Source organism: Piscinibacter gummiphilus (assembly GCF_002116905.1).
Classification (GTDB): domain Bacteria; phylum Pseudomonadota; class Gammaproteobacteria; order Burkholderiales; family Burkholderiaceae_C; genus Rhizobacter; species Rhizobacter gummiphilus.
In genome coordinates this window covers 4,192,014-4,214,564 of the sequence record NZ_CP015118.1, presented here as the reverse complement: position 1 = coordinate 4,214,564, position 22,551 = coordinate 4,192,014, and the positions used below count along the sequence as shown (strand labels likewise).

Below are 22,551 nucleotides of genomic sequence, written 5' to 3'. Positions count from 1 at the left end.
TGCATTGCCCGGGGCGGTTGAGCCCGGGAAATGCCGTAGAGTCAGGCTTGGTCACGGAACCGAAACTGCACCTGGGGAGGTCGCATGGTCGAAGGTTGTTTCCTTGATGTTCAACGACGCCGGCTCGAGCGCCATGTCCGGCATGCGTGAGCGGCGGGAGAGCGGCATCGTGCCCGCCGACCACACCGATCTGGGAAGCCGCATCCTCAAGGTGAACCACGCCGGCGAAAACGGGGCCATCCACATCTATGCCGGCCAGCTCGTCATGGCTCGCCTCACGGCGCCGTCCATGGTTGCCGAGTTGCGGGAGTTCAAGGCGCATGAAGAGAAGCACCGTGCCATCTTCCGGGAAGAACTCGATCGCCGCGGCAAGCCTCGCTGCAAGAGCTACTGGCTGTGTGCCGCCGGTGGCTATGTCCTGGGGCTGGTGACGGGGCTGTTCGGACGGTCGGCGATCGCCGCGACGACCGTGGCGGTCGAGCACGTGGTGCTTCGTCACCTCGAACATCAGCTGGAACTGCTGGCCGGGCAGGACGAACCGGCGGTTCGAGCCATCCGGAAGATCGTGGCGGAAGAACAGCAGCATCACGACCACTCGGCGTCCCATTTGACCGGAAGCCCGCTGTGGCCGAAGCTCCTGACGCCGGTCGTGGCGGCCTCGACGGAGTCGGTCATCTGGCTCGGGATGCACCTGTGAGCGAGCGGCGCTGCCCGTCCTTCGAAGGGAGTTTTGCCACATGACCGTCGCCGGCTACTCGGGCACGCCGCTTTCCAGGAAGCTCGGCATCAAGGAGAACCATCGCGTCCTGCTGATCGATGCGCCCGAAGTGCTCGCGGCACTTCTTCAACCGCTGCCGCAGGGCGTGCAGTTCGTCGACCGGCCTGGTGATTCGGTGGACCTGGTGCACCTGTTCGTGACCCAGCGCGAGTCGTTGAGCCGCCAGCTGATCGCGCTGCGGAAGCAGCTGCGGCCGGACGCGGCGCTCTGGGTGTCCTGGCCCAAGAAGTCGTCCAAGGTGCCCTCGACGGTCACCGAGGACACGATCCGGGAGCTGGCACTGCCCATCGGGTTCGTCGACATCAAGGTGTGTGCGGTGAGTGACGTCTGGTCGGGGCTGAAGCTGGTGGTTCGGAAGGAGCTGCGCTGATTATGTCGCCGGACTTTTTCAGCGATGAGCAGCCGGGCCTGCACGGCCTCCTGGCGAGGTGCCGGTCCGTGCCATGGCAGCCCATCGAGGGAACCTCGTCCAATTTCCAGGGAATGCGATGAAGATCTACGGCTACGCGACAGGGGCACAGGATGCCGCGCTCGTGTCCTCGACGGCGCTCGCGGAAATCACGCTGTGCGCAACGCCCGGGGAACTCCGGCGGATGGCGCAGTTCATGGTGGCCTGCGCCGAAGAGATGGAGCGCATGGGCGAGGCGTACGACCACGTTCATCTGGGCGACCGGATGAAGGAGTTCGACGGCACCTCGCCGCACGTCGTGGTCTGCGGTGCCGAGCCCGATGCTCCCACCCGCTGAGGCTCAGGAGGCTGTGAACATGCTGGAGGAGGATCCGATGCAGCCCGGTCGCGAGGTCTACTGGTGGCGCCGCGTCAGTGGCTCGATCGACTTTCCCTATCGGGGGTGGATCGTCAAGATGGGGCCGACGCGGATCACCATCCGTGTCGCGGATGCCGCAGCAGGTGCCGAAGAGGTGATCCGGCACGTGGGCAAAGACCGCGTTCAGCTCGTCGGCGAGTACTGCTTGAAGGTCCATGCGCAGGGGCCTTCGTTGCTCGATCCTGTGAACGGGTGGGGAACGTTCACACGCTACATTGAAGTCGATGCCGATCTCCAGCCGAAGAGGCAGGTGGATCTTTTCGGGAATTCATGTACGTTGCGCTACGACAGGCAGCACTGGGTCGATGCGTATGGAATGTTGGGCGACGCCAAGATCAACAGGAATCGACCCGCAGGGTCGTGGGGCCGGTCGGAGGAGGTCTCCGCTCAGGAATTCCAGGCCGTGTGGGCGGCGGCGGAAGCGGGAAGTTTGTGGCCGCAGCAGTTGAAGACGAGCCGGTCAGCGACGATGGGCAACGTGCCGATCTGGCTCACTCGCCCGGGATGGTGTCCGCCCCCACTGGCCAGATGAATGAAGCCTGAATCCTTCGACGACTTCGGCTACGCGATCGTTCCGGGAATCCTGCCGCCCGACGAGTGCGATGCGATCGCGGCTCGGGTCGACCCTGGCCGCGAGTCGGTTGGAAGCCGAGGCCTGTTGGCCAATCCCTGGTGCATCGACCTCGCGGCGCGCCTTCGACACCACCCGGCGCTGTCGACGCTCATCGGCGCCGACGACGTCGCGGTCCAGTGCACCTGTTTCGAGAAGTCGGCCTCCCGCAACTGGCTGGTCCCCATCCATCAGGACCTGAGCATTCCCGTGGCCGCACGTGTGCCCGACCCGCGCCTGGCGGGCTGGTCGCTCAAGGAAGGCACGCACTTCGTGCAGGCGCCCGCCGAACTGCTGCAGCGCATGGTTGCCGTCCGCCTCCACCTCGACGCCTGCACGGCGCAGGACGGGCCGTTGCGGGTGGTGCCCGGTTCACATCGCCTGGGGGTCATCGACGCGGAGGCCGCGCCACGGGTTCGGCGGGAGATGGCGGAGGTGGACTGCGTGGCGCCGGTCGGGGCAGCGCTGGTTCTGCGGCCGTTGCTGCTCCACGCTTCGTCGAAGGCGTCGGGCGAGAGCCGGCGCCGTGTGCTTCACTTCCTGTTCGGTCCTGCGGACCCTCCGAACGGACTTCGATGGCAACATGCAGCCTGACCCCTGTTGACGGTGGACCCGATGTCATGAAGATCGCAACTGCTTCGGTTGCAGACGCCGAGGAGATCAGCGCATTGATCGTCGGCCTCAGCGAGCCGTTCTTCCTGTCGCCTTCGCGCGAGGGCGCGGAGCCGTTCCTCGCATCGATCGCTGCCGAGGCGCAGCGTGGGTACCTGGCCGCGAGCAACTTCACGTACCGCGTCGCGAGGGCCGGTGCCCGCATCGTCGGTGTCGTGGCGCTCCGCGACAATGCCCACCTGTTCCACCTGTTCGTCGCCGAGGACTTCCAGGGCCGGGGGCTCGCCAGGCGGCTCTGGCAGCTCGTCGAGTCGGAAGCCCTGCAGGCCGGGAATCCCGGGGTGTTCACGGTGAACGCCAGCCTCGATGCCGTGCCGCTCTACGAGAAGTTCGGCTTCGCTCGCGTGGGCGAGGTGCAGCGCGTGCACGGCGTTTCGTTCCAGCCCATGAAGTCCACGCCATGATCCGATTCAATGTCTTTGGAACCCTCGTCGGTGTCGAATGGAAGCACGGCGAGTGGAAGCCGTACTACCTCGGGAACGAGGGGAAGCGCCGCGATGCCGACTTCATCATTCCCACGGACACGGCCGAAAGCGAGATCGGCCCGTACCTGGCCATCCTCTTCCACGAAGAGGCGACGCCGGAGCGGAACGAAGTGAAACGCCTCGCCTGGCCTCCACAATCACTCTGAAACCTCAGCCCCTCATGCACCAGGACGCCCGGTCATTCGCGATCCACGCCCACGGCGACCAGAAGTACGGCACGCGGCCGTACGTCGACCACCTCGACGAGGTCGCCGCCCTGGCCCGGCCGTATGGCGAAGAGGCCGAGGTGGTGGCGTACCTGCACGACACGGTGGAGGACACGGACGTCACGCTCGCCGACGTCGAGGCCCGGTTCGGGGCGAAGGTCGCGGCGTGCGTGGCCCTGTTGACCGACGAGCCCGGGGCGACGCGCAAGGAACGCAAGGCGAAGACCTACGCGAAGCTGGCGACCGTGAGCGGCCCGCTCGAACTGGCGCTGCTGGTGAAGGCGGCGGATCGCCTCGCGAACGTCCGCGCCTGTGTTCGCGACGGGAACCAGCGCCTCTGGCAGGTCTACCAGGGCGAACACGCGACCTTCCGCCCGGCCGCGTACCGGCCCGGCCTCTGCGACCCGCTGTGGTCGGAGCTCGATGGGTTGTTGACGCCGGGGACCGCCGATGCGGAGGGTTGACGTGTCGATGAAGGCCGGTGCCGTGTGCACGCTCACGCTGGCGCTCCTGGCCTCCCATGCCGCGGCTGCGGGCAACCTGACGATCGGCGACGTCGAACACCCACCCGGCTGCAGCAAGGCCGCGTGGGCCGGCATCGCGCAGCAGCTCCACCAGGCCGCCGGCGAACGCGCACCGGACCGTCTCGAGGCGCTCGCTCGCACCTACGTCTGCGGCGAGGGGACTCGTGCCGAGCAGGCGCTGCTGCGCGCCGCCCCTCGCTTCATCACCCAGGTCCTGTCAGGCACCGGAGAAGACACCACCACGCGGCTCGTCGAGAGCCGGGGCACGATCGCTCCGCACGCCGGGCGCGCCTGGGACACGACCGTCCGGGACGATCATCCGGAGGTGTCCCTCTCGTTCTTCGTCGACGAGGCCTGCGTGCACGGCGCGGCCTTCCGACCGTTCGGAAGTGGCTGGATGCTCGTCCGCGTGGAAGACGCCTGCGACTGATCTCAGCTCAGCTCAGCGCCCGCCGCCGGTCCGGGCCCTTCGCGCCTTCTCCCGCACCATGTAGAGGTACAGGCTCTCCACCTTCTCCCGCGCCCACGGCGTCTTGCGCAGGAACTTCAGGCTCGACGAGATGCTCGGGTCGCTCTTGAAGCAGCGGATGTCGATCTGGCCTGCCAACCCGTTCCACCCGCCGAACTCGACGAGTTCGTTGAGCATGCGTTCGAGCGTGATGCCGTGCAGCGGGTTGCGCGCCTGCTTGACGGGCGGTGCAGGAGGAGAGGGAGGGGGAGGAGTTTCAGCCGACAAAGTACAGCACCGTGACGTAGTGGCACACCGTGCCGGCGAGGACGAACAGGTGCCAGATGCCGTGGGCATGGCGCCAGCGTTCGTCGTTGGCGTAGAAGAGGATGCCGGCCGTGTAGAACACGCCGCCGGCCACGAGCCAGTAGAGCGCGGCACCGGGCAGCTGCTCGTACAGCGGGACGGCGGCGATGGCGCCCAGCCAGCCCATGGCCACGTACAGCGGCACCGACGGCACGCGCTCCCGGCCGAGCGCGAGTTCCTTGACGATGCCGATGAGTGCGAGGCCCCACACGACCCCGAACAGCGACCAGCCCCACGGGCCGCGCAGCGTGACGAGCGTGAAGGGCGTGTAGGTGCCGGCGATCAGCAGGTAGATGGCGCAGTGGTCGAACTTGACGAGCACGCGCTTGGCCGCGCCGCGCACGCTGTGGTACAGCGTGGACGCGCCGTACAGCAGCACCATGCTGGCCGCGAAGATGCTGAAGCTCACCACCTGCCAGGCGTCGCCCGCGCGCGCGGCCTGCACGATCAGCACGACCGAGCCCACCACCGCGGCCAGCAGGCCGGCGAGGTGCGTGAAGCTGTTGAAACGCTCTCCGTGGTACATGGGGATTTCCGGAAAAAGATGCCGTGGAGGCTACCAGATCAAAGCGGCCCTCCGGCCGTGCTGGCATCATGACGGCATGACCACCGCTTCGCCTTCGTTCTCGCTGCTGCCTCCGTACGCCCCGCCGCTGCAGGTGGGGCGCGCCATCGCCACCACCGGCCACGCCGTGGTCAGCGCCGAGGGCCTGTGCGGCCTGATCGGCGCGGAGCGGGCCGCCCTCGACGCGCTGCGCCCGTCCTGGGACGACCTGCCCCCCGACGCCTACCTGCGCGACGGCGGCCGCTACCGGCGCCGCCGCCATGCGTGTTTCGTGGCCGACGGCGACCGCCTCGAGGGGGTGCCGCACCGCGCGCACTGGCAACCGGTCGAGTACAACGCGCTGCACGGCGGGCTCGAGCGCTGGTTCGAGCCGATGAAACCGGAGGTCGTGGCGCAGCCGGTGTGGTCACGCCTGCTGCTGAGCCTGTCGGCCACGTGTTCGGCGCTCAAGGGCGCGCGGCCCTGGTATGTCGAGGCGCACCAGTTCCGCATCGACACCACGGACGGCATCGGCCGCCCGACCCCGGAGGGGGCGCATCGCGACGGGGTCGATTTCGTGGCCGTGGTGCTGGTGGGCCGCGAGGGCATCAAGGGGGGCGAGACGCGGGTGTTCGAGGCGGCCGGCCCGCACGGCATCCGCTTCACCATGACCGACCCGTGGACCATGCTGATGCTGGACGACGCGAAGGTGATCCACGAAAGTACGCCCATCCAGCCGGTCGCGGACCATGGCCACCGCGACACGCTGGTGCTGACGTTCCGTGCCGGCGGCTTCCAAGGGCCGGAAGCTTGAATCGGGAACTTCCGCCCCAACGTTCGGTCTAGGCCTTTCCGGTCGCTACTTTGTCGAGGTTGCTCGTTGACCCAGTTCCTGAATGACCTGTTCTCCACGCTGATCCGCCTGGTGCTGATCGTCTCCGGCCTCGTGGTGGGCGGCCTCGTGCTGCTCCTCGCGCTGGTGATGGGGGCCGGCTTGCTCGTGTGGAGCCTGCTCACCGGCCGCAAGCCGGTGTTCCGCTTCGCGGGGCTCGACCCGCGGGCCACCATGGCGGGCATGCGTGCCCGCGCGAACGCCCATGCGCCGCGTCAGCAGCCGCGGCGTCCGCAGGCGGTGGAAGTGATCGACATCGAGGCGCGGGAAGTGCCCGACCGCCGCGACTGAACGCGCGGCCGGCCCCGCGGGAGCGGGGCCGCAAAGGAACGTCAGTCCCGCACGTCGGCGAGGGGTTCCGCGCCGAAGTCGCTGCGGTGCAGGATCGCCAGCACGCGTGCGGCCGTGTCCTCGGCGGTGACGAGTTGCCCACCCGTCTTCAGTCCCACGAAACGCTCGCGGTCGGGGAAACCGCTCGGGTCGCTGCCGCGCAGCTGCACCTGCATCTCGGTGTCGATCACGCCGGGCGCGAGGGACACCAGCTTCGCGCCGTTCGGCCGCCCGGCTTCGTCGAGGGCCGTGGACCGCGTGAAGAGGTCGAGCCCGGCCTTCGCGGCGCAGTAGCTCGCGCTGCCGGCCATGGGACGGCGTCCGAGGCCCGAGGAGATGTTGAGCACCCGGCGCTGCCCCGTCCACTGGCGGGTGGCGCGCAGGAACGCGGCCGTCAGCAGCAGGGGGGCTTCGAGGCCCACGCGGATGGCGTTGGCCAGGTCCGCGCTGTCGGTCTCGTCGATGGGGCCGATGCGCGAGAGCACACCGGCGTTGTTGATCAGGCTGGCGCTGTCGAACGCGGCGCCGTCGAACGTCGCGAGCCACGCCTCGAGGCGCGCGGCGACCGGGGCCGGATCGGCCAGGTCACCGGCCCACTGTTCGAGCGACCCGCCGCGGGCCGCCAGCGCGTCGTTCGTGCGGCGCGCGATGCCGAGCACCGTGTGGCCCGGTGCGGCGAGCTGCTGCGCCAGCGCGGCCCCGAGGCCGCGCGACGAACCGGTGACGACGTAGAGGTGGCCGGCCACGGGTCAGCGCGAGATCAGGCGTACGGGGCGATGCCCGCGATGGCCCACTCGCGGCTGCCGTCGTTCGGTTTCACGAGGTGCCAGACCTCGTCGAACGGGGCGGCGGCCGTGTCCTTCTCCTCGCGGATCAGGCCGTGGAAGCGCACGCTGACCACCTGCTGGGCGGCTTCCTGGGCGTAGTCGACCACCTGGGCGTGCAGCTGCACCACGTCGGTCTGCTGCGTGGCGCCGTTGCGGTCCTGCAGGTCGAGGCGGGCGGCGGCGAACATCTCCGGCGTGGTGAACGCGCGCAGGTCGTTCAGGTCGGCGGCGTCGTTGGCGGCCTGCAGGCGGATGAAGATCAGCTTGGCGGTGCGCTCGAAGCCTTCCGTGTCGAAGCCGGCCGGCAGGGTGCCGGCGGCCGCGGCCACCGGGGCGGCGGGAGCGAACGACGACGAGCCGCTGCTCGCCGGCGCCGGCTGGGCGGGCTGCCAGGCTGGGGTGTTGTTGCCACCGGCGCCGGCACCCGCGAACTGCAGGTTCGAGGCCGGCTGCTGCGGGGCGAAGCGGCGCATCAGGAAGCGGATGGCGAAGAACGCGACGGCGGCGATCAGCAGCATCGTGAGGATGTTGCCCATGGCGGCGCCCATGCCCAGGTGGCTCATCAGCGCGGCGATGCCCAGGCCGGCGGCCAGGCCCGCGATGGGGCCCATCCACGAGCGCTTGGGCGCCGCTGCGGCTGCGGCGGCGGCCGGGGCCGCACCGGCCGTGGGCGCGGCGGCGTTGGCCGGCGGGGTCTGGCCCGGCTTGGCGGGCACCGAGTCGGGGGCCTTCGGCGGCAGGGTGCGTTTCATGCCGGACGTGCCACCACCCCCGAGGCGCTTGGCCTCGGCAACAACGGGAACCAGCACGGTGGCGGTGGCCAGCACCAGGCAAACAGTCGACAGCAGTCGTTTCATCGCGAGTCCTCGAACGGGAAAAGTTCCCACGGCCGGCAGATGGGACCGCCTTGCCGTGGATCAAGTGGATTGTGAGTCAATCCGACCCCGACAAGTTCTGTCGTTGTGCAAGTGGCGGGAAGATCTTCATCCAGACCGCCACCACCACCAGGGTGCCGATGCCCCCCAGCAGCACCGAACCCACCGGGCCCAGCAGCGCCGCCGTGGCCCCCGACTCGAACTCGCCGAGCTGGTTGGAGGCCCCGATGAAGACCGAGTTCACCGCGCTGACCCGCCCCCGCATCTCGTCGGGCGTCTCCAGCTGCACGAGGCTCTGGCGGATCACGACGCTGATCATGTCGGCCGCCCCGGTGACCCAGAGCGCCACGAACGACAGCACGAAGCTGCGCGACAGCGCGAACACGATGGTGGCCACGCCGAACACCGCGACGGCCGCGAACATCACCCGCCCGACCCGCCGCGTGATGGGCCAGCGGGTGAGTGCCACCGACATCAGCAGCGCCCCCACGGCCGGGGCCGCGCGCAGGACGCCCAGGCCCCAGGGCCCGGTGTGCAGGATGTCCTTCGCGTAGATGGGCAGCAGCGCGGTGGCCCCGCCCAGCAGCACCGCGAACAGGTCGAGCGAGATGGCGCCCAGCACCACGGGCCGCTGCCAGATGAACTTCACGCCGGCCAGCAGCGTGGCGAGGCTCACCGGTTCCTTCGCGCGCGGCACGTGCGGGTGGCCGATGCGCAGGAAGAGCCAGACGGCCAGCAGGAACAGCACGCCGCACACGACGTAGACCACCGTGGCCCCGGCCGCGTAGACGAAGCCGCCGATCGCGGGGCCGCCGATGATGGCGGCCTGCATGCCGGCCGAGCTGAAGGCGAGCGCCCGCGCGAGCATCGACTGGGGCACCAGCAGCGGCACCAGGGCCTGCTGCGCCGGCATCTGGAACGCCTTCGCGCAGCCGAGCGCCACCGACAGCACGAACAGCAGCTCGCGCGTGGCGACCGTGTGCCAGGTCGCGGCCGCGAGCGTGGCCGCGATGACCACCTGGACCGCCATGCAGGTGGCGAGCACCTTGCTGCGGTCCACCTGGTCCGCGACGTGGCCGGCCACCAGTGTCAGCAGCAGGGCCGGCAGGAACTGGAACAGGCCGACGAGCCCGAGGTCCCAGGCGCTGCCGGTCAGGTCGTACATCTGCCAGCCGACGGCGACCATCAGCATCTGGTTGCCCATGGTGCCCGCGAGGCGGGCGTACCAGAAGCGCATGAACGCCGGCACGGCGTAGAGGGAGGGGACGGGTTCGGCGGCGAGGGAGGACACGGCGGCAGTCAGAACGGGGCGGGGGCGACGAAGGAGAGGATGCGGCCATCGGCCGGATGGGGCAGGGCCAGCGACTGGGCGTGCAGCAGCAGCCGGGGGGCGCGCGCCTGCACGTCCGGCGGCGCGTAGAGCGCGTCGCCGACGATGGGGTGGCCGATGGCCAGCAGGTGCACGCGGAGCTGGTGCGAACGCCCGGTGACGGGCTCGAGCTCGACGCGGGTCGTGTCCGAGGCGGCATCATGCCCCAACACGCGCCAGCGCGTGAGGGACGGCTTGCCGTTGACCTTGTCCACCTGCTGCAGGGGGCGGTTGGGCCAGTCGACGATGAGGGGCAGGTCGATCTCGCCGGTGGGTTCGGCGATGCGGCCGGCGACGACGGCGACGTAGCGCTTGTCCACCTGCCGCTCCGCGAACGCGTCGCCCAGGCGCCGCTGCGCCTCCTTGCCGCGGCCGAACACGAGCAGCCCGGACGTGCCCATGTCGAGCCGGTGCACCACGAGGGCGTCGGCCAGCACGGCCTGCACGCGCGCGGAGAGGCAGTCCTGCTTGTCCTCGCCCCGGCCGGGCACGGACAGCAGGCCGGCGGGCTTGAGGGCGACGATCAGGTGGTCGTCGACGTGGACCAGTTCGGGAGACATCGCCGCCATTTTCGCAGGCTGTGGGGATTGTCCGACGGGCGGACGGCCCGCGGGCCGATGGCCGAGCCCGGGCGGCGGGCCTACGGTAGGGGGCGTCGGATGCCCGACAGAAGGAGACCGCCATGAAACGAACGACCCTCTCCGCCGCCAGCCTGCTGCTGGCCGCGATGGCCCTCGGCGCCTGCGAGAAGCGCGACGTGCCCGCCGCACCGAAGGTGGAGCCCGACAGCGTCGCCGAGAAGGCCGAGCGCAAGATCGACGAGATGCGGGCCGACGCGAAGAAGCAGTTCGCCGAGGCGCGCGAGAAGGCCCGCGAGGTGGGCCAGGAGGCCAAGGCCGGCGGCGAGCAGGCCTCGGCCGACGTGAAGCGGCTGGGCGAGCAGGCCGGGGACAAGGTGGCCGATGCGGTCATCACCACCACGGTGAACGCCGAGTTCGCGCGCGACAAGAGCCTGAGCGCCACGAAGATCGACGTGGACACCGCGGGTGGCAACGTGGCGCTGCGCGGCACCGCGCCGAGCCAGAGCGCCCGCGACCGGGCCACGCAGATCGCCGCCCACGTGAAGGGCGTGCTTAGCGTCGACAACCAGCTGACCATCGAGCCCGCGAAGATGTGACCACCGGGCGGGACAGCCTCCCGACCCCTCATCGGCGCGCACAGCCGTGCATTTTCCCGGACGAGCGGCGCGCCAACCCCTGAAATGAACGCTAACATGTCGGGATGGTGTTCCGGCCATACCGCTTCCGGAACCTGGCACCCGCGTGCGGACCGCGTCGTTGTACGCAGTACCCCGCACCGTGACCGCCGATGAATCATGCTTTCATAGCGGGTCGAGAATCAGAGGGATGGGGCACCCGTGCCCCACGGGGCGATGGTCGAAAAACTGGCAGTCGAAAAACAGGGCGCGGCGACGGGCACCGGACGCAAGCGCGAGAAGAGCGAACAGACGCTGGCGGCCATCGTCGGCGCGGCGATGGACCTCACGGCACGGCACGGCCTGCAGAACCTCGCGCTCGGCGACATCGCCAAGCAGCTGGGCATCAGCAAGAGCGGCGTCTTCGTGCGCGTGGGCTCGCTCGAGGCGCTGCAGCTGCTCGTCGTCGACGAATGCGAACGCCAGTTCCGCGACCTGGTGCTGATCCCCACGCTCTCCGAGAAGCCCGGCCTGCCGCAGGTGGACGCGGTGGTGCGCCTCTGGATCGCCCACGGCGGCACCATGAAGGCGCTGCTCGGCGCACACTACGAATCGCAGACCGGCGAGGACGTGAGCGAACTCGGCCGCCGCCTGCAAAGCGGCATGAGCAACTGGCGCAAGCGCCTCGAGGGCCTCGTGGCCCACGCGGCCACGCTCGGCCAGCTGCGCGCCGACACCGACCCCGGCCAGTTCGTCTTCGAGATCTTCGGTCTCATGCTCGGCTACCTGTACGACACCCGCATGTCGCAGGACCCGCGCCATCAGGCCCGCGCCATCGCGGCCTACATGCGCACCCGCTCCACGTACATCGCCTTCGGCATGTGATCGCGCGCTGCCGCACCCCGCATTCGCGCGGGGCGTGGCGCGCCATCGGTGACTTTCGTCGCATTCCACGGGCCACCCCCGCAGACACGTGCTGGATCCCCGCGCCCTCGTTCGGTAGAACGGAGCCTGCGGGGAGGGGTGAACGCATGTCTATCGGTGCTGTCTTACGAAAGGGTGGGAAACCCTCCCGCTGGCGTTCCGTGCGGAAGCCTGTTCTGATCCTTGTCGACGCCCGGTCGGATTGCGCCGGGGATACCCTGCAGTCCATGACCTCCACGTCGCCTTGTCCCATTCCGCCCGACGCCCCCTTTTTCATCGTGATGAACGGCGGGTCGGGCCGACATGACGTCAACGAAGTGCAGCAGACGATCCAACGCACCATGGCCGAGGCGGGCCGCCAGCACACGGTCCACGTGGTGACCGATGCGTCGCGGTTGGCCGCGGCGGCGCGGTCCGCGGTGAAGCAGGCCCAGGCGCGGGGCGGCGTGGTGGTCGCGGCCGGCGGGGACGGCACCATCAACGCGATGGCCCACGCCACGCTCGGCAGCGGCTGCGCATTCGGTGTGCTGCCGCAGGGCACGTTCAACTACTTCGCCCGCACCCACGGCATTCCCACCGACACCGAGGATGCCGTGCGCCTGCTGCTGTCGGCGCGAGCCCACCCGGTGCAGGTGGGCCAGGTGAACGACCGCGTCTTCCTCGTGAACGCCAGCGTGGGCCTCTACCCGCAGCTGCTCGAGGACCGCGAAGCGTTCAAGCAGCAGTACGGCCGCAGCCGCTTCATCGCACTGATCTCCGGCCTCGTCACGCTGCTGCGGCAGCACCGGCAGTTGCGCCTTCGCATCGAACGCAACGACGAGGTGCGCGAGCTGCGCACACCCACGCTGTTCGTCGGCAACAACCTGCTGCAGCTGCAGCAGATCGGCCTCTCCGAGGCCCAATGCCTGGACCGCGGCATGCTGGCCGCGCTGGCCCTGCGCCCCGTGGGAACGCTCTCGATGTTCTGGCTGATGCTGCGGGGCGCGTTCGGGCGGCTGGGGGATGCGGAGAACGTGCACACGTTCGCGTTCCGTCGCATCCTCGTCAAGCCGCGGTGGCCTCTGGGCCGACGCCGCATGAAGGTCGCGACCGACGGCGAGGTGATGCGCATGCGTCCGCCGCTGCAATTCGGGGTCGCGGTCGAGCCGCTGATGCTGCTCAAGCCCGACGCCGTGGAGGCCGTGGCATGACGTTGCTGCTGCAGGTTTCCGACACCCACTTCGGCACCGAACGGCCGGCGGTGGTGGATGCGCTCGTGCGCCTCGCCCACAGCCAGTCACCGAACGTGGTGGTGCTCTCGGGCGACGTCACCCAGCGTGCACGTGCGCCGCAGTTCGCGGCGGCGAAGGCGTTCATCGAGCGGCTGCGCGTGCCGCGCGCGCTCGTGCTGCCGGGCAACCACGACATCCCGCTGTTCAACCTGGCCGCGCGGCTCTTCGCGCCGTATGCGAACCACCGCCGCGTGTTCGGCGACAACCTCGAGCCCGAGTTCGAGTCGAACGACATGCTCGTGGTCACGGTGAACACCACGCGGCGGCTGCGCCATGAAAACGGCGTCGTGTCGTCACGGCAGATCGACCGCGTCGCACGCCGCCTGGAACACGCGTCGCGCGAGCAGGTGAGGGTGGTGGTCACGCACCAGCCCGTCGCGGTGACGAAGCCGGAGGACCGCAAGAACCTGCTGGTGAACCACCGCGCGGCCATCCAGGCGTGGGCCGAGGCGGGGGCCGACGTGGTGCTGGGTGGGCACATCCACCTGCCGTTCATCGTGCCGCTGCACCGCCGCTACGAGGGTTTGAGCCACACGATGTGGGCCGTGCAGGCGGGCTCCGCGGTGTCGTCGCGGCTGCGCCGCGGCGCGGGCAATTCGGTCAACCTGATCCGGCCCGGCGAATCGGTCAACGGGCGCCGCACGATCTGCGTGGAGCGCTGGGACTACGACGAGCCGGCGAAGCGTTTCGTGTGCGAGTCCACCGAGGAACTCAACGCGTACGACACGCGGCCGGCACCGTTGCTGCAGTAGCGGATCCGAGGCGCTTCGAGCTTCAATAGCGCCAGTCTCGCCGGTCGCGGTACCGCGGCGGCGGGGGAGGCGGCGGGCCGTAGCCATAGCCCGGTTCCACCACCACCACGCCGCGTGCGCGCGCATGCGGCACCGGCACCACCACACAACCCGAGAGGCTCACCGCGAGCAGGCCCGCGGCCAGCAGCGCGGCACCGCCGCGCAACCGTGTTCGAATCATCGTTGTCACTCCATCGGGGCATCGAGGGAGACCCCTGCACTGACAACGGCGGCGGCCCTGCGTCTGTTGACGCACCGGGTGTTGCGGTTCGTAAAGCCGTGCGGCCCTCCGTCAGGCGTCGCCGCCCTCGAGGAAGCGCACCTTCACGCTGCGGCCCTTGATGCGGCCCGCGTTCAGCTTGCGCAGCGCCTCGCGCGCGATGTCGCGGTCCACGGCCACGTACGTGGAGAAGTCGTTCACGTTGATCTTGCCCACCTGGGCCGCGGCGAAGCCGGCGTCCTTCGTGAGTGCGCCCAGCACGTCGCCCGCGCGGATCTTCTCCTTGCGGCCGCCGAGGATCTGCAGCGTCACGCGCGGCGGCTGCAGCGGGCCGCCACCGGCCGGGGTGAGTTCATCGAGCTTGTGCCATTCGGAGGTGAAGCCCTGCTCCTGTTCGACACGGCCCACGCGGCCCATCTCGTCGAGGCTCGCGAGGCTGAAGGCCCAGCCGTCGGCGTCGCCACGGCCCGTGCGGCCCACGCGGTGCACGTGGGTCTCGGCGTCGGCGGCCATGTCGACGTTGACGACGGCCTCGAGGCCCGCGATGTCGAGCCCCCGCGCGGCCACGTCGGTGGCCACGAGCACCGAGCAGCTGCCGTTGGCGAACTGCACGAGCACCTGGTCGCGGTCGCGCTGTTCCAGGTCGCCATGCAGCGCGAGCGCCGACAGGCCTTCGGCGGCCAGCACCGCGACGAGGTCGCGGCACTGCTGTTTCGTGTTGCAGAAGGCGAGGGTGCTGACCGGACGGTAGTGGTTCAGCAGCAGGCCCACGGCGTGCAGCCGTTCGGTCTCGGTCACCTCGTAGAAGCGCTGGCGGATCTGGCCGGCGGCGTGGGTCTCGGTGAGCTTGACCTCCTTCGGCTGGCGCAGGAACCGCGCGCTCAGCTGGGCGATGCCGTCGGGGTAGGTGGCCGAGAACAGCAGCGTCTGGCGTTTCGGCGGGCACAGCTTGGCGACCGCGGCGATGTCGTCGAAGAACCCCATGTCGAGCATGCGGTCGGCTTCGTCGAGCACCAGCGTGTTGAGCGACGCGAGCGACAGCGTGCCGCGCTCCAGGTGGTCGAGGATGCGGCCGGGCGTGCCCACCACCACGTGGGCGCCGTGTTCGAGGCTCTCGGCCTGCGGGCGGATGGGGGTGCCGCCGCACAGCGTGAGCACCTTGACGTTTTCCTCGGCCCGGGCGAGCCGGCGGATCTCCTGGGTGACCTGGTCGGCCAGCTCCCGGGTGGGGCACAGCACGAGGGCCTGCACGTCGAAGCGGCGGGTTTCCAGGCGGGCGATGAGGGAGAGGGCGAAGGCGGCGGTCTTGCCGCTGCCGGTGCGGGCCTGGACGATGAGGTCGTGGCCGGCGAGGGCCAGGGGCAGCGCGGCGGCCTGGACGGGGGTCATCGCGAGGTAGCCGAGCTGGCCGAGGTTCGCGAGCTGGGAAGGGGCCAGCGGCAGCTGGTCGAAACGTGCGGTCATGCGGGATTATCCGCTCCCCCGGGTACCCGGCGCCGACGGCGTGTAGGGCATTTCGCTGACACGCCGCACGGCGCCGAACCGACAGCAGGATCGATGCCGGACGCGTAGATTTGACTCATCGGCACTGCCATTCCAGGTGCCGGGGGCGGAGGGGAACCCCGCGGTGAGCCGGAATGAGTTGACGGAAAGGTTTCATCATGAAATCCAAGAGCCTTGACCAGGTGGGTTACGAGATCCGCTTCCAGTCCTTGTTCCAGGAAGGCCGTGCGCTGACCTTTCCCTGCGACGCCGAAGGCCACGTGCAGATGGACGCCCTGAGCGACCGGGCACGGGACAACTACCTCTACGCGCGGGCCGTCGTCGGCCGCGAATACGCGACGCCCGCCGTGGCGCCCCGCTACCACTGACCTCCCGCCGCGAACAGCGGCAGGCGGGCATTGACGAGCGGCTTGTAGCGCCACGTGGCGGGCCATCCGGCCCGGTGGCGCATCCGCTCCGACAGCGCCCCCACCACGATCGAACGGGCCAGCGCCGCTCCCGGGCAGGCATGCGGGCCCCAACCGAACCCGAGGGGGTTCCGTTCCGCGTCGAATGCCGGGTCGTGACCGGCCGCCGCGAGCACCAGGAGCACCGCCGCGCCTTGCGGCAGGTCCGCCTCCCCGAGCCGCAACGGCGCCGCCGCGAAACGGCGGGTGTTCTGCACCGGTGCGTCGAGGCGCATCACCTGGTCCACGAGCCCGGGCAGGTCCGATCCGTCACCACCCCGCGCCAGCGCCACCACCGTGTTGCCCAGCAAGGCCGCCGTGGCCTCGAACGTCTGCACCAGCAGGCCGGCGAGGTTGGCGCGCAATGCGGCGCCGTCTTCCCAGGGTTCGGCCGCCACCCGCGCCACGAGGCCCTCGGCGGCGCGGGCGAGAAACCCGTCGAAGCGTTCCATGAGCGTGCGTGCCGCGGCACTGCCCGCGGTGAGGTCACCCCCCGGTGCGAACGCGGCGACCACGTCGCGCACCCAGCCGGCCACCGCGGCGTGATCTTCCGCGGGGAATCCCAGCAGGTCGGCGACCGACCGCACCGGCACCTCGAGGTGCCAGTCGTCGAGGTCCAGTGACGCGGCCATCACGCGGGCCGTGCGGCGGGCCGCATCGTCCAGCGGCACGGCGGCCAACGCGCGCTGCAACGACGCCTTGGGCGCATCGTGCCGTGCGGGGCCGTCGTTCTGGCGCACGAGGTGCCCGAACAGTTCGCCGACGGGACTGCCCACGAGCGCGCGGGGCACCGGCTCGACCGGCGGGCGAACGCGCAGGTCGGGGTGCCGCAGGGCGTCGAGCACGGTCGCGCCGCGGGTCACGATCCACAGGCCGCTGGCCGGGTCGAACACGGGATCAGGACCGGCCAGCAGCTGACGGTACGCGGGGTAGGGGTCGGGATGGCTCGCGGCCTTCAGGATGTCGATGGAGGGCTCCGGTTCGTTTCGCTGGCACGTCATCCTGGCGAACGCCGGGATCCACCCTGGCCGGAGCGTGCTGAAGGGACAGTGGGCCCCGGCGTTCGCCGGGGTGACGGCTCCGTGCGGGTCACTCCCGTGCGACGAGCATCGTCACGAGCACCTGTGAATCCTTGATGGCCTTCCAGCCGTGCGGTTCGTTCGGGGCGAGGTACACGAGGTGGCCGGCGCGCATCTTCTGCGTCTTGCCGTGCGCCGTCAGTTCGAGGCACCCTTCGATGCACTGCAGCAGCGTGACACTGGCCACCTTGTGTTCGGGCACGATCTTGCCGGCGGGCAGCACGAGCCGGAGCACTTCCCAGTGGTCCGAGCGCACCAGCGCGATGGATTGTTCGAGCGGGAAGGTTTCGGCGAACGGCAGGATCTCGAGCAGTTCGCCGGAACGGGCGTGTGGTGTGGCCATCGAGCTGACTCCCGGGGAAGACACGACGCGTCCACTGTAGACCGCCGCGGCGGCCGCGTCCACCCGGGAAAGATCAGGTCACAGCTTGCCGGTGTTCAGCATGCGGGTCCAGCCGCCGCCGTCGTTGTCGTTGACGACCCACAGGTCACCCTTGAAGACGACCATGCCCTCGGCCTTCTCGTGGAGCCAGCGGTAGTCCTTGCGGAGGTCGCGCACCAGCGTCTTCGTGAGGGTGGCCCCGTCGACCACCGCGCTCGCCGGCACGCTGTAGATGCGCTTGACCTCGGCGTTGATGGCACGGCCTTCGCCGCCGCCCTTGTCGCGTTCGATCAGCAGCAGGCGGCCGTCGGTCGTCAGCTGGATCTCGGAGAGACCCATCCAGTACGTCGTCGGATTCACGCTGTGCTGCTCGAGCGGGTACTGGGCGCTGGTCCAGGTGTCGGTGGGCACGTCGTACTTGAGCACGGCGGCGAACGGCTTCGTGATGTCGAAGCCGCGCTGCAGCGCGACGTACAGCGTGTTGCCGTCGGCCGACGCGGTCACGCCCTCGAAGCCGGTGGTGTTGTTCGCGTTCGCGAACTTCGCCTGGATCGCGGCGGACAGCTTCACGCGCTGCGTCACCACGCCGTCGGCCGTCACCTTCACGAGTTCGTTGCCGGCGACGTTGGCGCCTTCCATCGCGACCCAGAAGCTGCCGTCGGCCAGCACGGCGATGCCCTCGGCGTCGGCGTTGAACTTCGCACCGGCGAGCGTCAGCGGGATCACCTTGTCGATCGTGATGCGGCCCTTCGCGACGTCGGCCGCGTTCAGGCGCCAGATGCGCGACTGGCCGAACGCGTTGTCGGGCACGGCGTACAGGTAGGTGCCGTCGGTGGTCAGGCCGGACAGGGCGCCCCAGGGGATGGTGGCGTCCTTCGCGGCGATCTGCGGCTCGGCCGCGTTCGGCGTCGGGCCGTTCGGGTAGAACTGGTAGAGGTTCAGCGAGCCGTCGCCTTCGTTGGCGGTGACGAACAGCTGCTTGCCGTCGGCGCGGCCCGTGATGGTGGCCAGGCCTTCGGGGGACATGCCCGTGGGCAGCATCTGCACGTACGTCGGCGTCGTGCCGCTGTCGAGGCGGTGCACTTCGACGAAGCCACCGCGTTCGGAACCGACGAACAGGAACGGCGTGCCGCCGTACGTGGCGGTGGCCACGCCTTCGATCTCGACGCCCTTGGCGGCCGAGCGGCTGTCGGGGTAGTGGCCGTACTGGACGGCGTGCAGTTCGGTGCTGGCACCGCCTTCGTACACGACCTTGCCGGTGGTGTCGAACAGCGTGAAGCCGCGGCCGCCCGGGAAGACGCCGTCGGCACCCTTCGCGGTGTCGCCCTCGTTGGCCGTGGCGAACACGGTGTCGGTCAGCCACGCCACGGCATCGGCCTCGCGGCGGCCGGTGAACGAGTCGGTGAAGCTGATCTCGGTGTCCTTCTTGATGTCGGCGTCGCCGGTGCGCGTGACCGTGCCGGTGCCGTGGACCGACGTGAGCTTCGGCGTCTTCGGGTCGGACAGGTCGACCAGCGCGACGGCGTTGTTCTCCTGCAGCGAGACGACAGCCGTGTTCGTGCCCGCGCGCACGGAGACGAACTCGGGCTGCGGATCGTCCGCGTAGTTCACGCCCGCGGCGGCCTTCAGCGCGGTGACCAGCTCGAGCGACTGGACGCCGGTGGACGTTCCGCCGTAGCCGGGCAGGTCCTGCAGGCCCACCACGTCGATGCGGCCCGGGCGCACGCCGGGGATGCTCGCATCGCCGTTCGCGAGCGTTTCCTCGTCCTCGATGGCGACCACCGCGCGCAGCGTGGTGGTGCTGCCCACGAGGGCGATGGAGTCGGGGCCGATGCCCACGGTGATGTCCTTGACCCACGTGACGGCGCTCTTGTTCGAGAGGTCGTACACGCGGAGCAGGCCGGGGTTCGCGTTCGTCACGTCGTCGCCCATGCGCACGGCGACGATGGCGAACTTGCCGTCCGGCGTGATGGCCACCGAGGTGGGCTCGCCCACGCCGGCCTTGCGCACGTCCACGGTCGGGAGTGTCTTCGGCGCGGCCGGGTCGGTGATGTCGACGAGGCCGATGGTGCCGGCGTCGGCGCTCGTGTAGACCAGGGTGAGGCCGTCCGGGGTCGCCGCGACGATCTCGGCCACGCCGTTGACCGGCACGAACGCGGTCATCGCGAACGCGGCGGCGGCGGGGGCCGTCGAGGCCGGAGGCTGGGTCACCGTGTCGTCATCGCTTCCCCCGCAGGCGGCGAGGCCGACCGTCAGGGCGGTGGCGGCGACGAGGGAGAGCAGGGACTTCTTGAACGGTGGCATCGGGGTTCCTTGGTCGGCGGGGCAAAGCCCGCGATCCTAGGAACAGCGAATGTCAAAGTCGTGACAAGCAGCAAGCTGTCATCCCGGCGCACGCCGGGACCCTGGGCGGTGAACGAAGCCCGGGGTCCCGGCCTGCGCCGGGATGACGTGAGGGTTGGGTGGTCAGAGCCGGAACACCGCGACCGCGTCCACCAGCCGTCCCGCCTGCTGCTTCAGGCTCTCGGCCGCCGCGGCCGCTTCCTCCACCAGCGCCGCGTTCTGCTGCGTCACGTTGTCGAGCGCCGACACCGACCCGCTGACCTGCCCGATGCCGTCCGTCTGCGCTTCCGTGGCCGCACTGATCTCGGCGATCAGGTCGCTCACGCGGCGCACCTGGTTCACGAGGTCGCTCATCGTGGTGCCGGCGTCCTGCACCTGGCGGCTGCCGGTCTCGACCTTTTCGACGCTGTCGTTGATGAGGGTCTTGATCTCCTTGGCGGCCTGGGCGCTGCGCTGCGCGAGCGAACGCACCTCACCCGCCACCACCGCGAAGCCGCGGCCCTGTTCGCCCGCACGGGCTGCTTCCACCGCGGCGTTGAGGGCGAGGATGTTGGTCTGGAAGGCGATGCCGTCGATCACGCTGATGATGTCGCCGATGCGGCGGCTGGCCTCCGTGATCGCGCCCATCGTGTCGACCACGTCGGAGACGACCTTGCCGCCCTGCGTCGCCACCTCGCTCGCCGACATCGCCATCTGCGTGGCGGCGCGGGCGGTGTCGGCGTTCGTGCGCACGGTGCCGGTGAGTTGCTCCATCGACGCGGCGGTCTGCTGCAGGCTCGAGGCCTGCTGCTCGGTGCGCTGCGACAGGTCCTGGTTGCCGCTCGCGATCTCGCTCGAGCCGGTGGCGATGCTGTCCGAGCTGTGGCGCACCTGGCCCACGATGGCGGCGAGGCGGTCGCGCATGTCCTTCATGCCGGCGAGCAGGCTCGTGGTGTCGCCGGTGCGCAACGACACGGCGACGGCCAGGTTGCCGGCCGCGATCTCTCGGGCGACGGACGAGGCATAGGTGGGCTCGCCGCCGAGCTGGCCCACGATCGCGCGGGCGAGGCGCCACGCGACGACGGCGCCGGCGATGCCGGAACACGCGGCCAGCACGAGCATCAGCAGCGAGGTCCAGTTGGCGGTGGCCTGCACGCTGCTCGCGGCCTGGCGGCTGAGGTCGCGCTGCAGCGTGATCATGTCCTTCAGCGCCTTCAGGTAGGCCGCCTGGGCGGGCGCCACTTCCTTGAACAGCGTGTCGCGAGCCTGCTCGTTCGCGGACTGGCGCGCGAACTCCATCACCTTGCCCGTGGCCGCGCCGTACTCGGCGCCGGTGGCGGCGAGCGCCTTCATCACGGCACGGCCTTCCTCGCTGCGCACGGACTCGTCGAGGGCCTTCATCAACTCGGTGTTCTGCGCGGTCGCCGCGGCAGCCTCCTTCAGCTGGGCCTGGCGGACGTCCTCGTCCATGCTCAGGATCAGGTCGCGCAGGTTGCGCGACAGGGTGCCCACGTTGTCGCGCACCGTGCTCGCCTGCTCCAGCTTGACCATGCGGTCGTTCGCGAGGCGGTCGGTCTGGGCGCTGAGGTGGCGGAACTGCAGGCTGCCGTAGATGGCCACTGCGAGCGCGAGGGCGATCACGAGGCCGAAGCCGAGCGCGAGCCGGCGGCCGATCGTCAGGGAGGCGAGAGACGTCATTCGTCGTACTTCTTGGAATGCGGCATCCGGCCGCGGGTGACTCGTTTTCGGTGCACGGGCGTGCGGCTGAAGGTCGGGAAGACCCCGGTTGTGCACGGCCGTCCGCGAAATACGCCACTAGAATCGCGCCCCTGTTTCCGCTTTTCTGCTCCACCCGATGAACATCGTCGTCAACGAAGACCTCAAGGCCTACATCGATCCACTGACCCAGGACGAACACGATGCCCTCGAACGGAGCCTGCTGGCCGAGGGCTGCCGCGATGCGCTGGTGCTGTGGGGCGACATCCTCGTCGACGGCCACAACCGCTACGGCATCTGCATGAAACACGGCCTGCCGTTCCAGACCGTGCAGAACACACGGTTCCAGACGATGGAGGACGTGCACCTCTGGATGATCGACCAGCACCTCGGGCGCCGCAGCGTCTCCGACTACCAGCGCGGCGTGCTCGCGCTGCGCAAGAAGGAGCTCATCGCGAAGGCGCTGAAGGAATTCCCGGCGCCCGCACCGGCCGCCGAGGCCACGCCGGCCGACCCGGCGGCCCCCCCGGTGGCGATGCCGCCGCCGCCCCCGAAGCTCGACACCCGCGAAGCCATCGCGAAGGCGGCCCGCCTGAGCAGCAGCCAGGTGGTCATGATCGAGAAGATCCAGAAGCAGGCCGCGCCGGAACTGGTGCAGGCCGTGAAATCCGGCACGATCTCGATCAACACCGCCGCGGCCGTGGCCTCGCTGCCCGCGGAGGAACAGGTGGCCGCCGCCACGGCCGGCAAGGACGAACTCAAGCAGGCCGCCAAGCGCGTGCGCGAGAGCAAGCGCAAGCCGCCGCAGGACGAGGCCCCGGCTGGCGACGGCGGCGAGCCGGTGGACGAAGTCCAGGCGTTGCGCCAGCGCGTGGCCGAACTCACGGCCGAGAACGAGGCGCTGCGCCGGGAGCTCGCGCAACTGCGAGGAGGCTGATCCCGGTCGCCA

The 22,551-nt window shown here is 69.9% G+C and carries 29 protein-coding genes; 17 read left to right on the top strand and 12 right to left on the bottom strand.

Annotated elements, in window-relative coordinates; all coding sequences use genetic code 11:
• Positions 1-106: 106 nt before the first annotated feature.
• The 9 genes from A4W93_RS19065 (at position 107) to A4W93_RS19025 (ending at position 4,532) form a co-directional block, all read left to right on the top strand.
• Positions 107-697 (top strand): 3-demethoxyubiquinol 3-hydroxylase, encoded by a 591-nt coding sequence (locus A4W93_RS19065; RefSeq protein ID WP_237357579.1) that lies wholly within the window; start codon positions 107-109, stop codon positions 695-697.
• 40 nt (positions 698-737) lie between these two features.
• Positions 738-1,148, top strand: a complete 411-nt coding sequence (locus A4W93_RS19060; protein ID WP_085752107.1) for a DUF3052 family protein — start codon at positions 738-740, stop codon at positions 1,146-1,148.
• Between the two features lie 118 nt (positions 1,149-1,266).
• Positions 1,267-1,524 carry an Imm32 family immunity protein gene (locus tag A4W93_RS19055; RefSeq protein ID WP_085752106.1) on the top strand — a complete coding sequence of 86 codons (258 nt, stop codon included), beginning with the start codon at positions 1,267-1,269 and terminating at the stop codon, positions 1,522-1,524.
• 13 nt (positions 1,525-1,537) lie between these two features.
• Complete coding sequence (locus A4W93_RS19050; RefSeq protein WP_157131698.1) at positions 1,538-2,137, top strand: hypothetical protein; 600 nt, start codon at positions 1,538-1,540, stop codon at positions 2,135-2,137.
• Positions 2,138-2,809: a phytanoyl-CoA dioxygenase family protein gene (locus tag A4W93_RS19045; protein WP_085752104.1), complete on the top strand. Its 672-nt coding sequence runs from the start codon at positions 2,138-2,140 to the stop codon at positions 2,807-2,809.
• Between the two features lie 26 nt (positions 2,810-2,835).
• Entirely contained in the window at positions 2,836-3,291 is a 456-nt protein-coding gene (locus A4W93_RS19040) for a GNAT family N-acetyltransferase (protein ID WP_157782190.1), read from the top strand.
• Positions 3,288-3,518 (top strand): DUF7661 family protein, encoded by a 231-nt coding sequence (locus tag A4W93_RS19035; RefSeq protein ID WP_085752102.1) that lies wholly within the window; start codon positions 3,288-3,290, stop codon positions 3,516-3,518. The genes A4W93_RS19040 and A4W93_RS19035 overlap by 4 nt, the downstream gene beginning before the upstream one ends.
• 14 nt (positions 3,519-3,532) lie before the next feature.
• Positions 3,533-4,042, top strand: coding sequence for an HD domain-containing protein (locus A4W93_RS19030; protein WP_085752101.1), 510 nt, complete (start codon positions 3,533-3,535; stop codon positions 4,040-4,042).
• A 1-nt stretch (position 4,043) separates the two neighbouring features.
• A complete protein-coding gene (locus A4W93_RS19025; RefSeq protein ID WP_085752100.1) occupies positions 4,044-4,532 on the top strand; it encodes a hypothetical protein in 489 nt (162 codons plus the stop codon).
• Between the two features lie 12 nt (positions 4,533-4,544).
• Here A4W93_RS19025 and A4W93_RS19020 read toward each other — a convergent pair whose 3' ends face one another.
• Both A4W93_RS19020 and trhA read right to left on the bottom strand, forming a co-directional pair.
• Positions 4,545-4,838, bottom strand: a complete 294-nt coding sequence (locus A4W93_RS19020) for a VF530 family protein (RefSeq protein WP_237357578.1) — start codon at positions 4,836-4,838, stop codon at positions 4,545-4,547.
• Positions 4,828-5,442, bottom strand: coding sequence for a PAQR family membrane homeostasis protein TrhA (gene trhA, locus A4W93_RS19015; RefSeq protein WP_085752098.1), 615 nt, complete (start codon positions 5,440-5,442; stop codon positions 4,828-4,830). Before trhA ends, A4W93_RS19020 begins: the two co-directional genes overlap by 11 nt.
• 76 nt (positions 5,443-5,518) lie before the next feature.
• Between trhA and A4W93_RS19010 the strand changes: the two genes are divergently transcribed.
• Both A4W93_RS19010 and A4W93_RS19005 read left to right on the top strand, forming a co-directional pair.
• On the top strand, positions 5,519-6,274 hold the full coding sequence (locus tag A4W93_RS19010) for a 2OG-Fe dioxygenase family protein (protein WP_085752097.1): 756 nt from the start codon (positions 5,519-5,521) through the stop codon (positions 6,272-6,274).
• Between the two features lie 66 nt (positions 6,275-6,340).
• Positions 6,341-6,643 (top strand): hypothetical protein, encoded by a 303-nt coding sequence (locus A4W93_RS19005; protein ID WP_085752096.1) that lies wholly within the window; start codon positions 6,341-6,343, stop codon positions 6,641-6,643.
• Between the two features lie 41 nt (positions 6,644-6,684).
• Here A4W93_RS19005 and A4W93_RS19000 read toward each other — a convergent pair whose 3' ends face one another.
• From A4W93_RS19000 to A4W93_RS18985, 4 genes are all read right to left on the bottom strand, one after another.
• Positions 6,685-7,428, bottom strand: a complete 744-nt coding sequence (locus A4W93_RS19000) for an SDR family NAD(P)-dependent oxidoreductase (RefSeq protein WP_085752095.1) — start codon at positions 7,426-7,428, stop codon at positions 6,685-6,687.
• A gap of 14 nt (positions 7,429-7,442) precedes the next feature.
• The gene (locus A4W93_RS18995; RefSeq protein WP_085752094.1) at positions 7,443-8,366 is read right to left on the bottom strand and encodes a Tim44 domain-containing protein; all 924 of its coding nucleotides are present in this window, start codon (positions 8,364-8,366) and stop codon (positions 7,443-7,445) included.
• A 76-nt stretch (positions 8,367-8,442) separates the two neighbouring features.
• Positions 8,443-9,621 (bottom strand): MFS transporter, encoded by a 1,179-nt coding sequence (locus A4W93_RS18990; protein WP_085754237.1) that lies wholly within the window; start codon positions 9,619-9,621, stop codon positions 8,443-8,445.
• A gap of 62 nt (positions 9,622-9,683) precedes the next feature.
• Positions 9,684-10,322 (bottom strand): RluA family pseudouridine synthase, encoded by a 639-nt coding sequence (locus tag A4W93_RS18985; RefSeq protein ID WP_218919154.1) that lies wholly within the window; start codon positions 10,320-10,322, stop codon positions 9,684-9,686.
• 113 nt (positions 10,323-10,435) lie between these two features.
• Here A4W93_RS18985 and A4W93_RS18980 point away from each other — a divergent pair, with 113 nt between their 5' ends.
• The 4 genes from A4W93_RS18980 (at position 10,436) to A4W93_RS18965 (ending at position 13,895) form a co-directional block, all read left to right on the top strand.
• The gene (locus A4W93_RS18980; protein ID WP_085752093.1) at positions 10,436-10,930 is read left to right on the top strand and encodes a BON domain-containing protein; all 495 of its coding nucleotides are present in this window, start codon (positions 10,436-10,438) and stop codon (positions 10,928-10,930) included.
• A 255-nt stretch (positions 10,931-11,185) separates the two neighbouring features.
• Positions 11,186-11,833, top strand: a complete 648-nt coding sequence (locus tag A4W93_RS18975; RefSeq protein WP_085752092.1) for a TetR/AcrR family transcriptional regulator — start codon at positions 11,186-11,188, stop codon at positions 11,831-11,833.
• Between the two features lie 266 nt (positions 11,834-12,099).
• Positions 12,100-13,062, top strand: a complete 963-nt coding sequence (locus tag A4W93_RS18970; protein WP_085752091.1) for a diacylglycerol/lipid kinase family protein — start codon at positions 12,100-12,102, stop codon at positions 13,060-13,062.
• Positions 13,059-13,895, top strand: a complete 837-nt coding sequence (locus A4W93_RS18965; RefSeq protein ID WP_085752090.1) for a metallophosphoesterase family protein — start codon at positions 13,059-13,061, stop codon at positions 13,893-13,895. Before A4W93_RS18970 ends, A4W93_RS18965 begins: the two co-directional genes overlap by 4 nt.
• Positions 13,896-13,917: 22 nt before the next feature.
• On the opposite strand, the gene A4W93_RS18960 is transcribed toward A4W93_RS18965, so the two are convergent.
• Both A4W93_RS18960 and dbpA read right to left on the bottom strand, forming a co-directional pair.
• Positions 13,918-14,115, bottom strand: coding sequence for a hypothetical protein (locus tag A4W93_RS18960; RefSeq protein WP_157131697.1), 198 nt, complete (start codon positions 14,113-14,115; stop codon positions 13,918-13,920).
• A gap of 111 nt (positions 14,116-14,226) precedes the next feature.
• Positions 14,227-15,618, bottom strand: coding sequence for an ATP-dependent RNA helicase DbpA (gene dbpA, locus A4W93_RS18955; RefSeq protein WP_085752088.1), 1,392 nt, complete (start codon positions 15,616-15,618; stop codon positions 14,227-14,229).
• A gap of 197 nt (positions 15,619-15,815) precedes the next feature.
• On the opposite strand from dbpA, the gene A4W93_RS18950 reads away from it, so the two are divergent.
• Complete coding sequence (locus A4W93_RS18950) at positions 15,816-16,025, top strand: hypothetical protein (RefSeq protein WP_085752087.1); 210 nt, start codon at positions 15,816-15,818, stop codon at positions 16,023-16,025.
• On the opposite strand, the gene A4W93_RS18945 is transcribed toward A4W93_RS18950, so the two are convergent.
• The 4 genes from A4W93_RS18945 to A4W93_RS30720 form a co-directional block, all read right to left on the bottom strand.
• Positions 16,016-17,104, bottom strand: a complete 1,089-nt coding sequence (locus A4W93_RS18945; protein WP_085752086.1) for a cytochrome P450 family protein — start codon at positions 17,102-17,104, stop codon at positions 16,016-16,018. The genes A4W93_RS18950 and A4W93_RS18945 overlap by 10 nt on opposite strands.
• Before the next feature lie 88 nt (positions 17,105-17,192).
• Positions 17,193-17,525 (bottom strand): cupin domain-containing protein, encoded by a 333-nt coding sequence (locus tag A4W93_RS18940; protein WP_085752085.1) that lies wholly within the window; start codon positions 17,523-17,525, stop codon positions 17,193-17,195.
• 78 nt (positions 17,526-17,603) lie between these two features.
• Positions 17,604-19,868: an esterase-like activity of phytase family protein gene (locus A4W93_RS18935; RefSeq protein WP_085752084.1), complete on the bottom strand. Its 2,265-nt coding sequence runs from the start codon at positions 19,866-19,868 to the stop codon at positions 17,604-17,606.
• Positions 19,869-20,030: 162 nt separating this feature from the next.
• On the bottom strand, positions 20,031-21,584 hold the full coding sequence (locus A4W93_RS30720; RefSeq protein WP_085752083.1) for a methyl-accepting chemotaxis protein: 1,554 nt from the start codon (positions 21,582-21,584) through the stop codon (positions 20,031-20,033).
• Between the two features lie 157 nt (positions 21,585-21,741).
• On the opposite strand from A4W93_RS30720, the gene A4W93_RS18925 reads away from it, so the two are divergent.
• A complete protein-coding gene (locus A4W93_RS18925) occupies positions 21,742-22,539 on the top strand; it encodes a plasmid replication/partition related protein (protein WP_085752082.1) in 798 nt (265 codons plus the stop codon).
• The last annotated feature ends 12 nt before the right edge of the window (positions 22,540-22,551 follow it).

Coding starts and splice junctions, on each gene's coding strand:
- A4W93_RS19065 (WP_237357579.1), top strand. CDS start 107: ATGTTCAACGACGCCGGCTCGAGCGCCATGTCCGGCATGCGTGAGCGG.
- A4W93_RS19060 (WP_085752107.1), top strand. CDS start 738: ATGACCGTCGCCGGCTACTCGGGCACGCCGCTTTCCAGGAAGCTCGGC.
- A4W93_RS19055 (WP_085752106.1), top strand. CDS start 1,267: ATGAAGATCTACGGCTACGCGACAGGGGCACAGGATGCCGCGCTCGTG.
- A4W93_RS19045 (WP_085752104.1), top strand. CDS start 2,138: ATGAAGCCTGAATCCTTCGACGACTTCGGCTACGCGATCGTTCCGGGA.
- A4W93_RS19040 (WP_157782190.1), top strand. CDS start 2,836: ATGAAGATCGCAACTGCTTCGGTTGCAGACGCCGAGGAGATCAGCGCA.
- A4W93_RS19035 (WP_085752102.1), top strand. CDS start 3,288: ATGATCCGATTCAATGTCTTTGGAACCCTCGTCGGTGTCGAATGGAAG.
- A4W93_RS19030 (WP_085752101.1), top strand. CDS start 3,533: ATGCACCAGGACGCCCGGTCATTCGCGATCCACGCCCACGGCGACCAG.
- trhA (WP_085752098.1), bottom strand. CDS start 5,442: ATGTACCACGGAGAGCGTTTCAACAGCTTCACGCACCTCGCCGGCCTG.
- A4W93_RS19010 (WP_085752097.1), top strand. CDS start 5,519: ATGACCACCGCTTCGCCTTCGTTCTCGCTGCTGCCTCCGTACGCCCCG.
- A4W93_RS18995 (WP_085752094.1), bottom strand. CDS start 8,366: ATGAAACGACTGCTGTCGACTGTTTGCCTGGTGCTGGCCACCGCCACC.
- A4W93_RS18990 (WP_085754237.1), bottom strand. CDS start 9,621: ATGCGCTTCTGGTACGCCCGCCTCGCGGGCACCATGGGCAACCAGATG.
- A4W93_RS18985 (WP_218919154.1), bottom strand. CDS start 10,322: ATGGCGGCGATGTCTCCCGAACTGGTCCACGTCGACGACCACCTGATC.
- A4W93_RS18980 (WP_085752093.1), top strand. CDS start 10,436: ATGAAACGAACGACCCTCTCCGCCGCCAGCCTGCTGCTGGCCGCGATG.
- A4W93_RS18975 (WP_085752092.1), top strand. CDS start 11,186: ATGGTCGAAAAACTGGCAGTCGAAAAACAGGGCGCGGCGACGGGCACC.
- A4W93_RS18970 (WP_085752091.1), top strand. CDS start 12,100: ATGACCTCCACGTCGCCTTGTCCCATTCCGCCCGACGCCCCCTTTTTC.
- A4W93_RS18965 (WP_085752090.1), top strand. CDS start 13,059: ATGACGTTGCTGCTGCAGGTTTCCGACACCCACTTCGGCACCGAACGG.
- A4W93_RS18960 (WP_157131697.1), bottom strand. CDS start 14,115: ATGATTCGAACACGGTTGCGCGGCGGTGCCGCGCTGCTGGCCGCGGGC.
- dbpA (WP_085752088.1), bottom strand. CDS start 15,618: ATGACCGCACGTTTCGACCAGCTGCCGCTGGCCCCTTCCCAGCTCGCG.
- A4W93_RS18950 (WP_085752087.1), top strand. CDS start 15,816: ATGAAATCCAAGAGCCTTGACCAGGTGGGTTACGAGATCCGCTTCCAG.
- A4W93_RS18945 (WP_085752086.1), bottom strand. CDS start 17,104: ATGACGTGCCAGCGAAACGAACCGGAGCCCTCCATCGACATCCTGAAG.
- A4W93_RS18940 (WP_085752085.1), bottom strand. CDS start 17,525: ATGGCCACACCACACGCCCGTTCCGGCGAACTGCTCGAGATCCTGCCG.
- A4W93_RS18935 (WP_085752084.1), bottom strand. CDS start 19,868: ATGCCACCGTTCAAGAAGTCCCTGCTCTCCCTCGTCGCCGCCACCGCC.
- A4W93_RS30720 (WP_085752083.1), bottom strand. CDS start 21,584: ATGACGTCTCTCGCCTCCCTGACGATCGGCCGCCGGCTCGCGCTCGGC.
- A4W93_RS18925 (WP_085752082.1), top strand. CDS start 21,742: ATGAACATCGTCGTCAACGAAGACCTCAAGGCCTACATCGATCCACTG.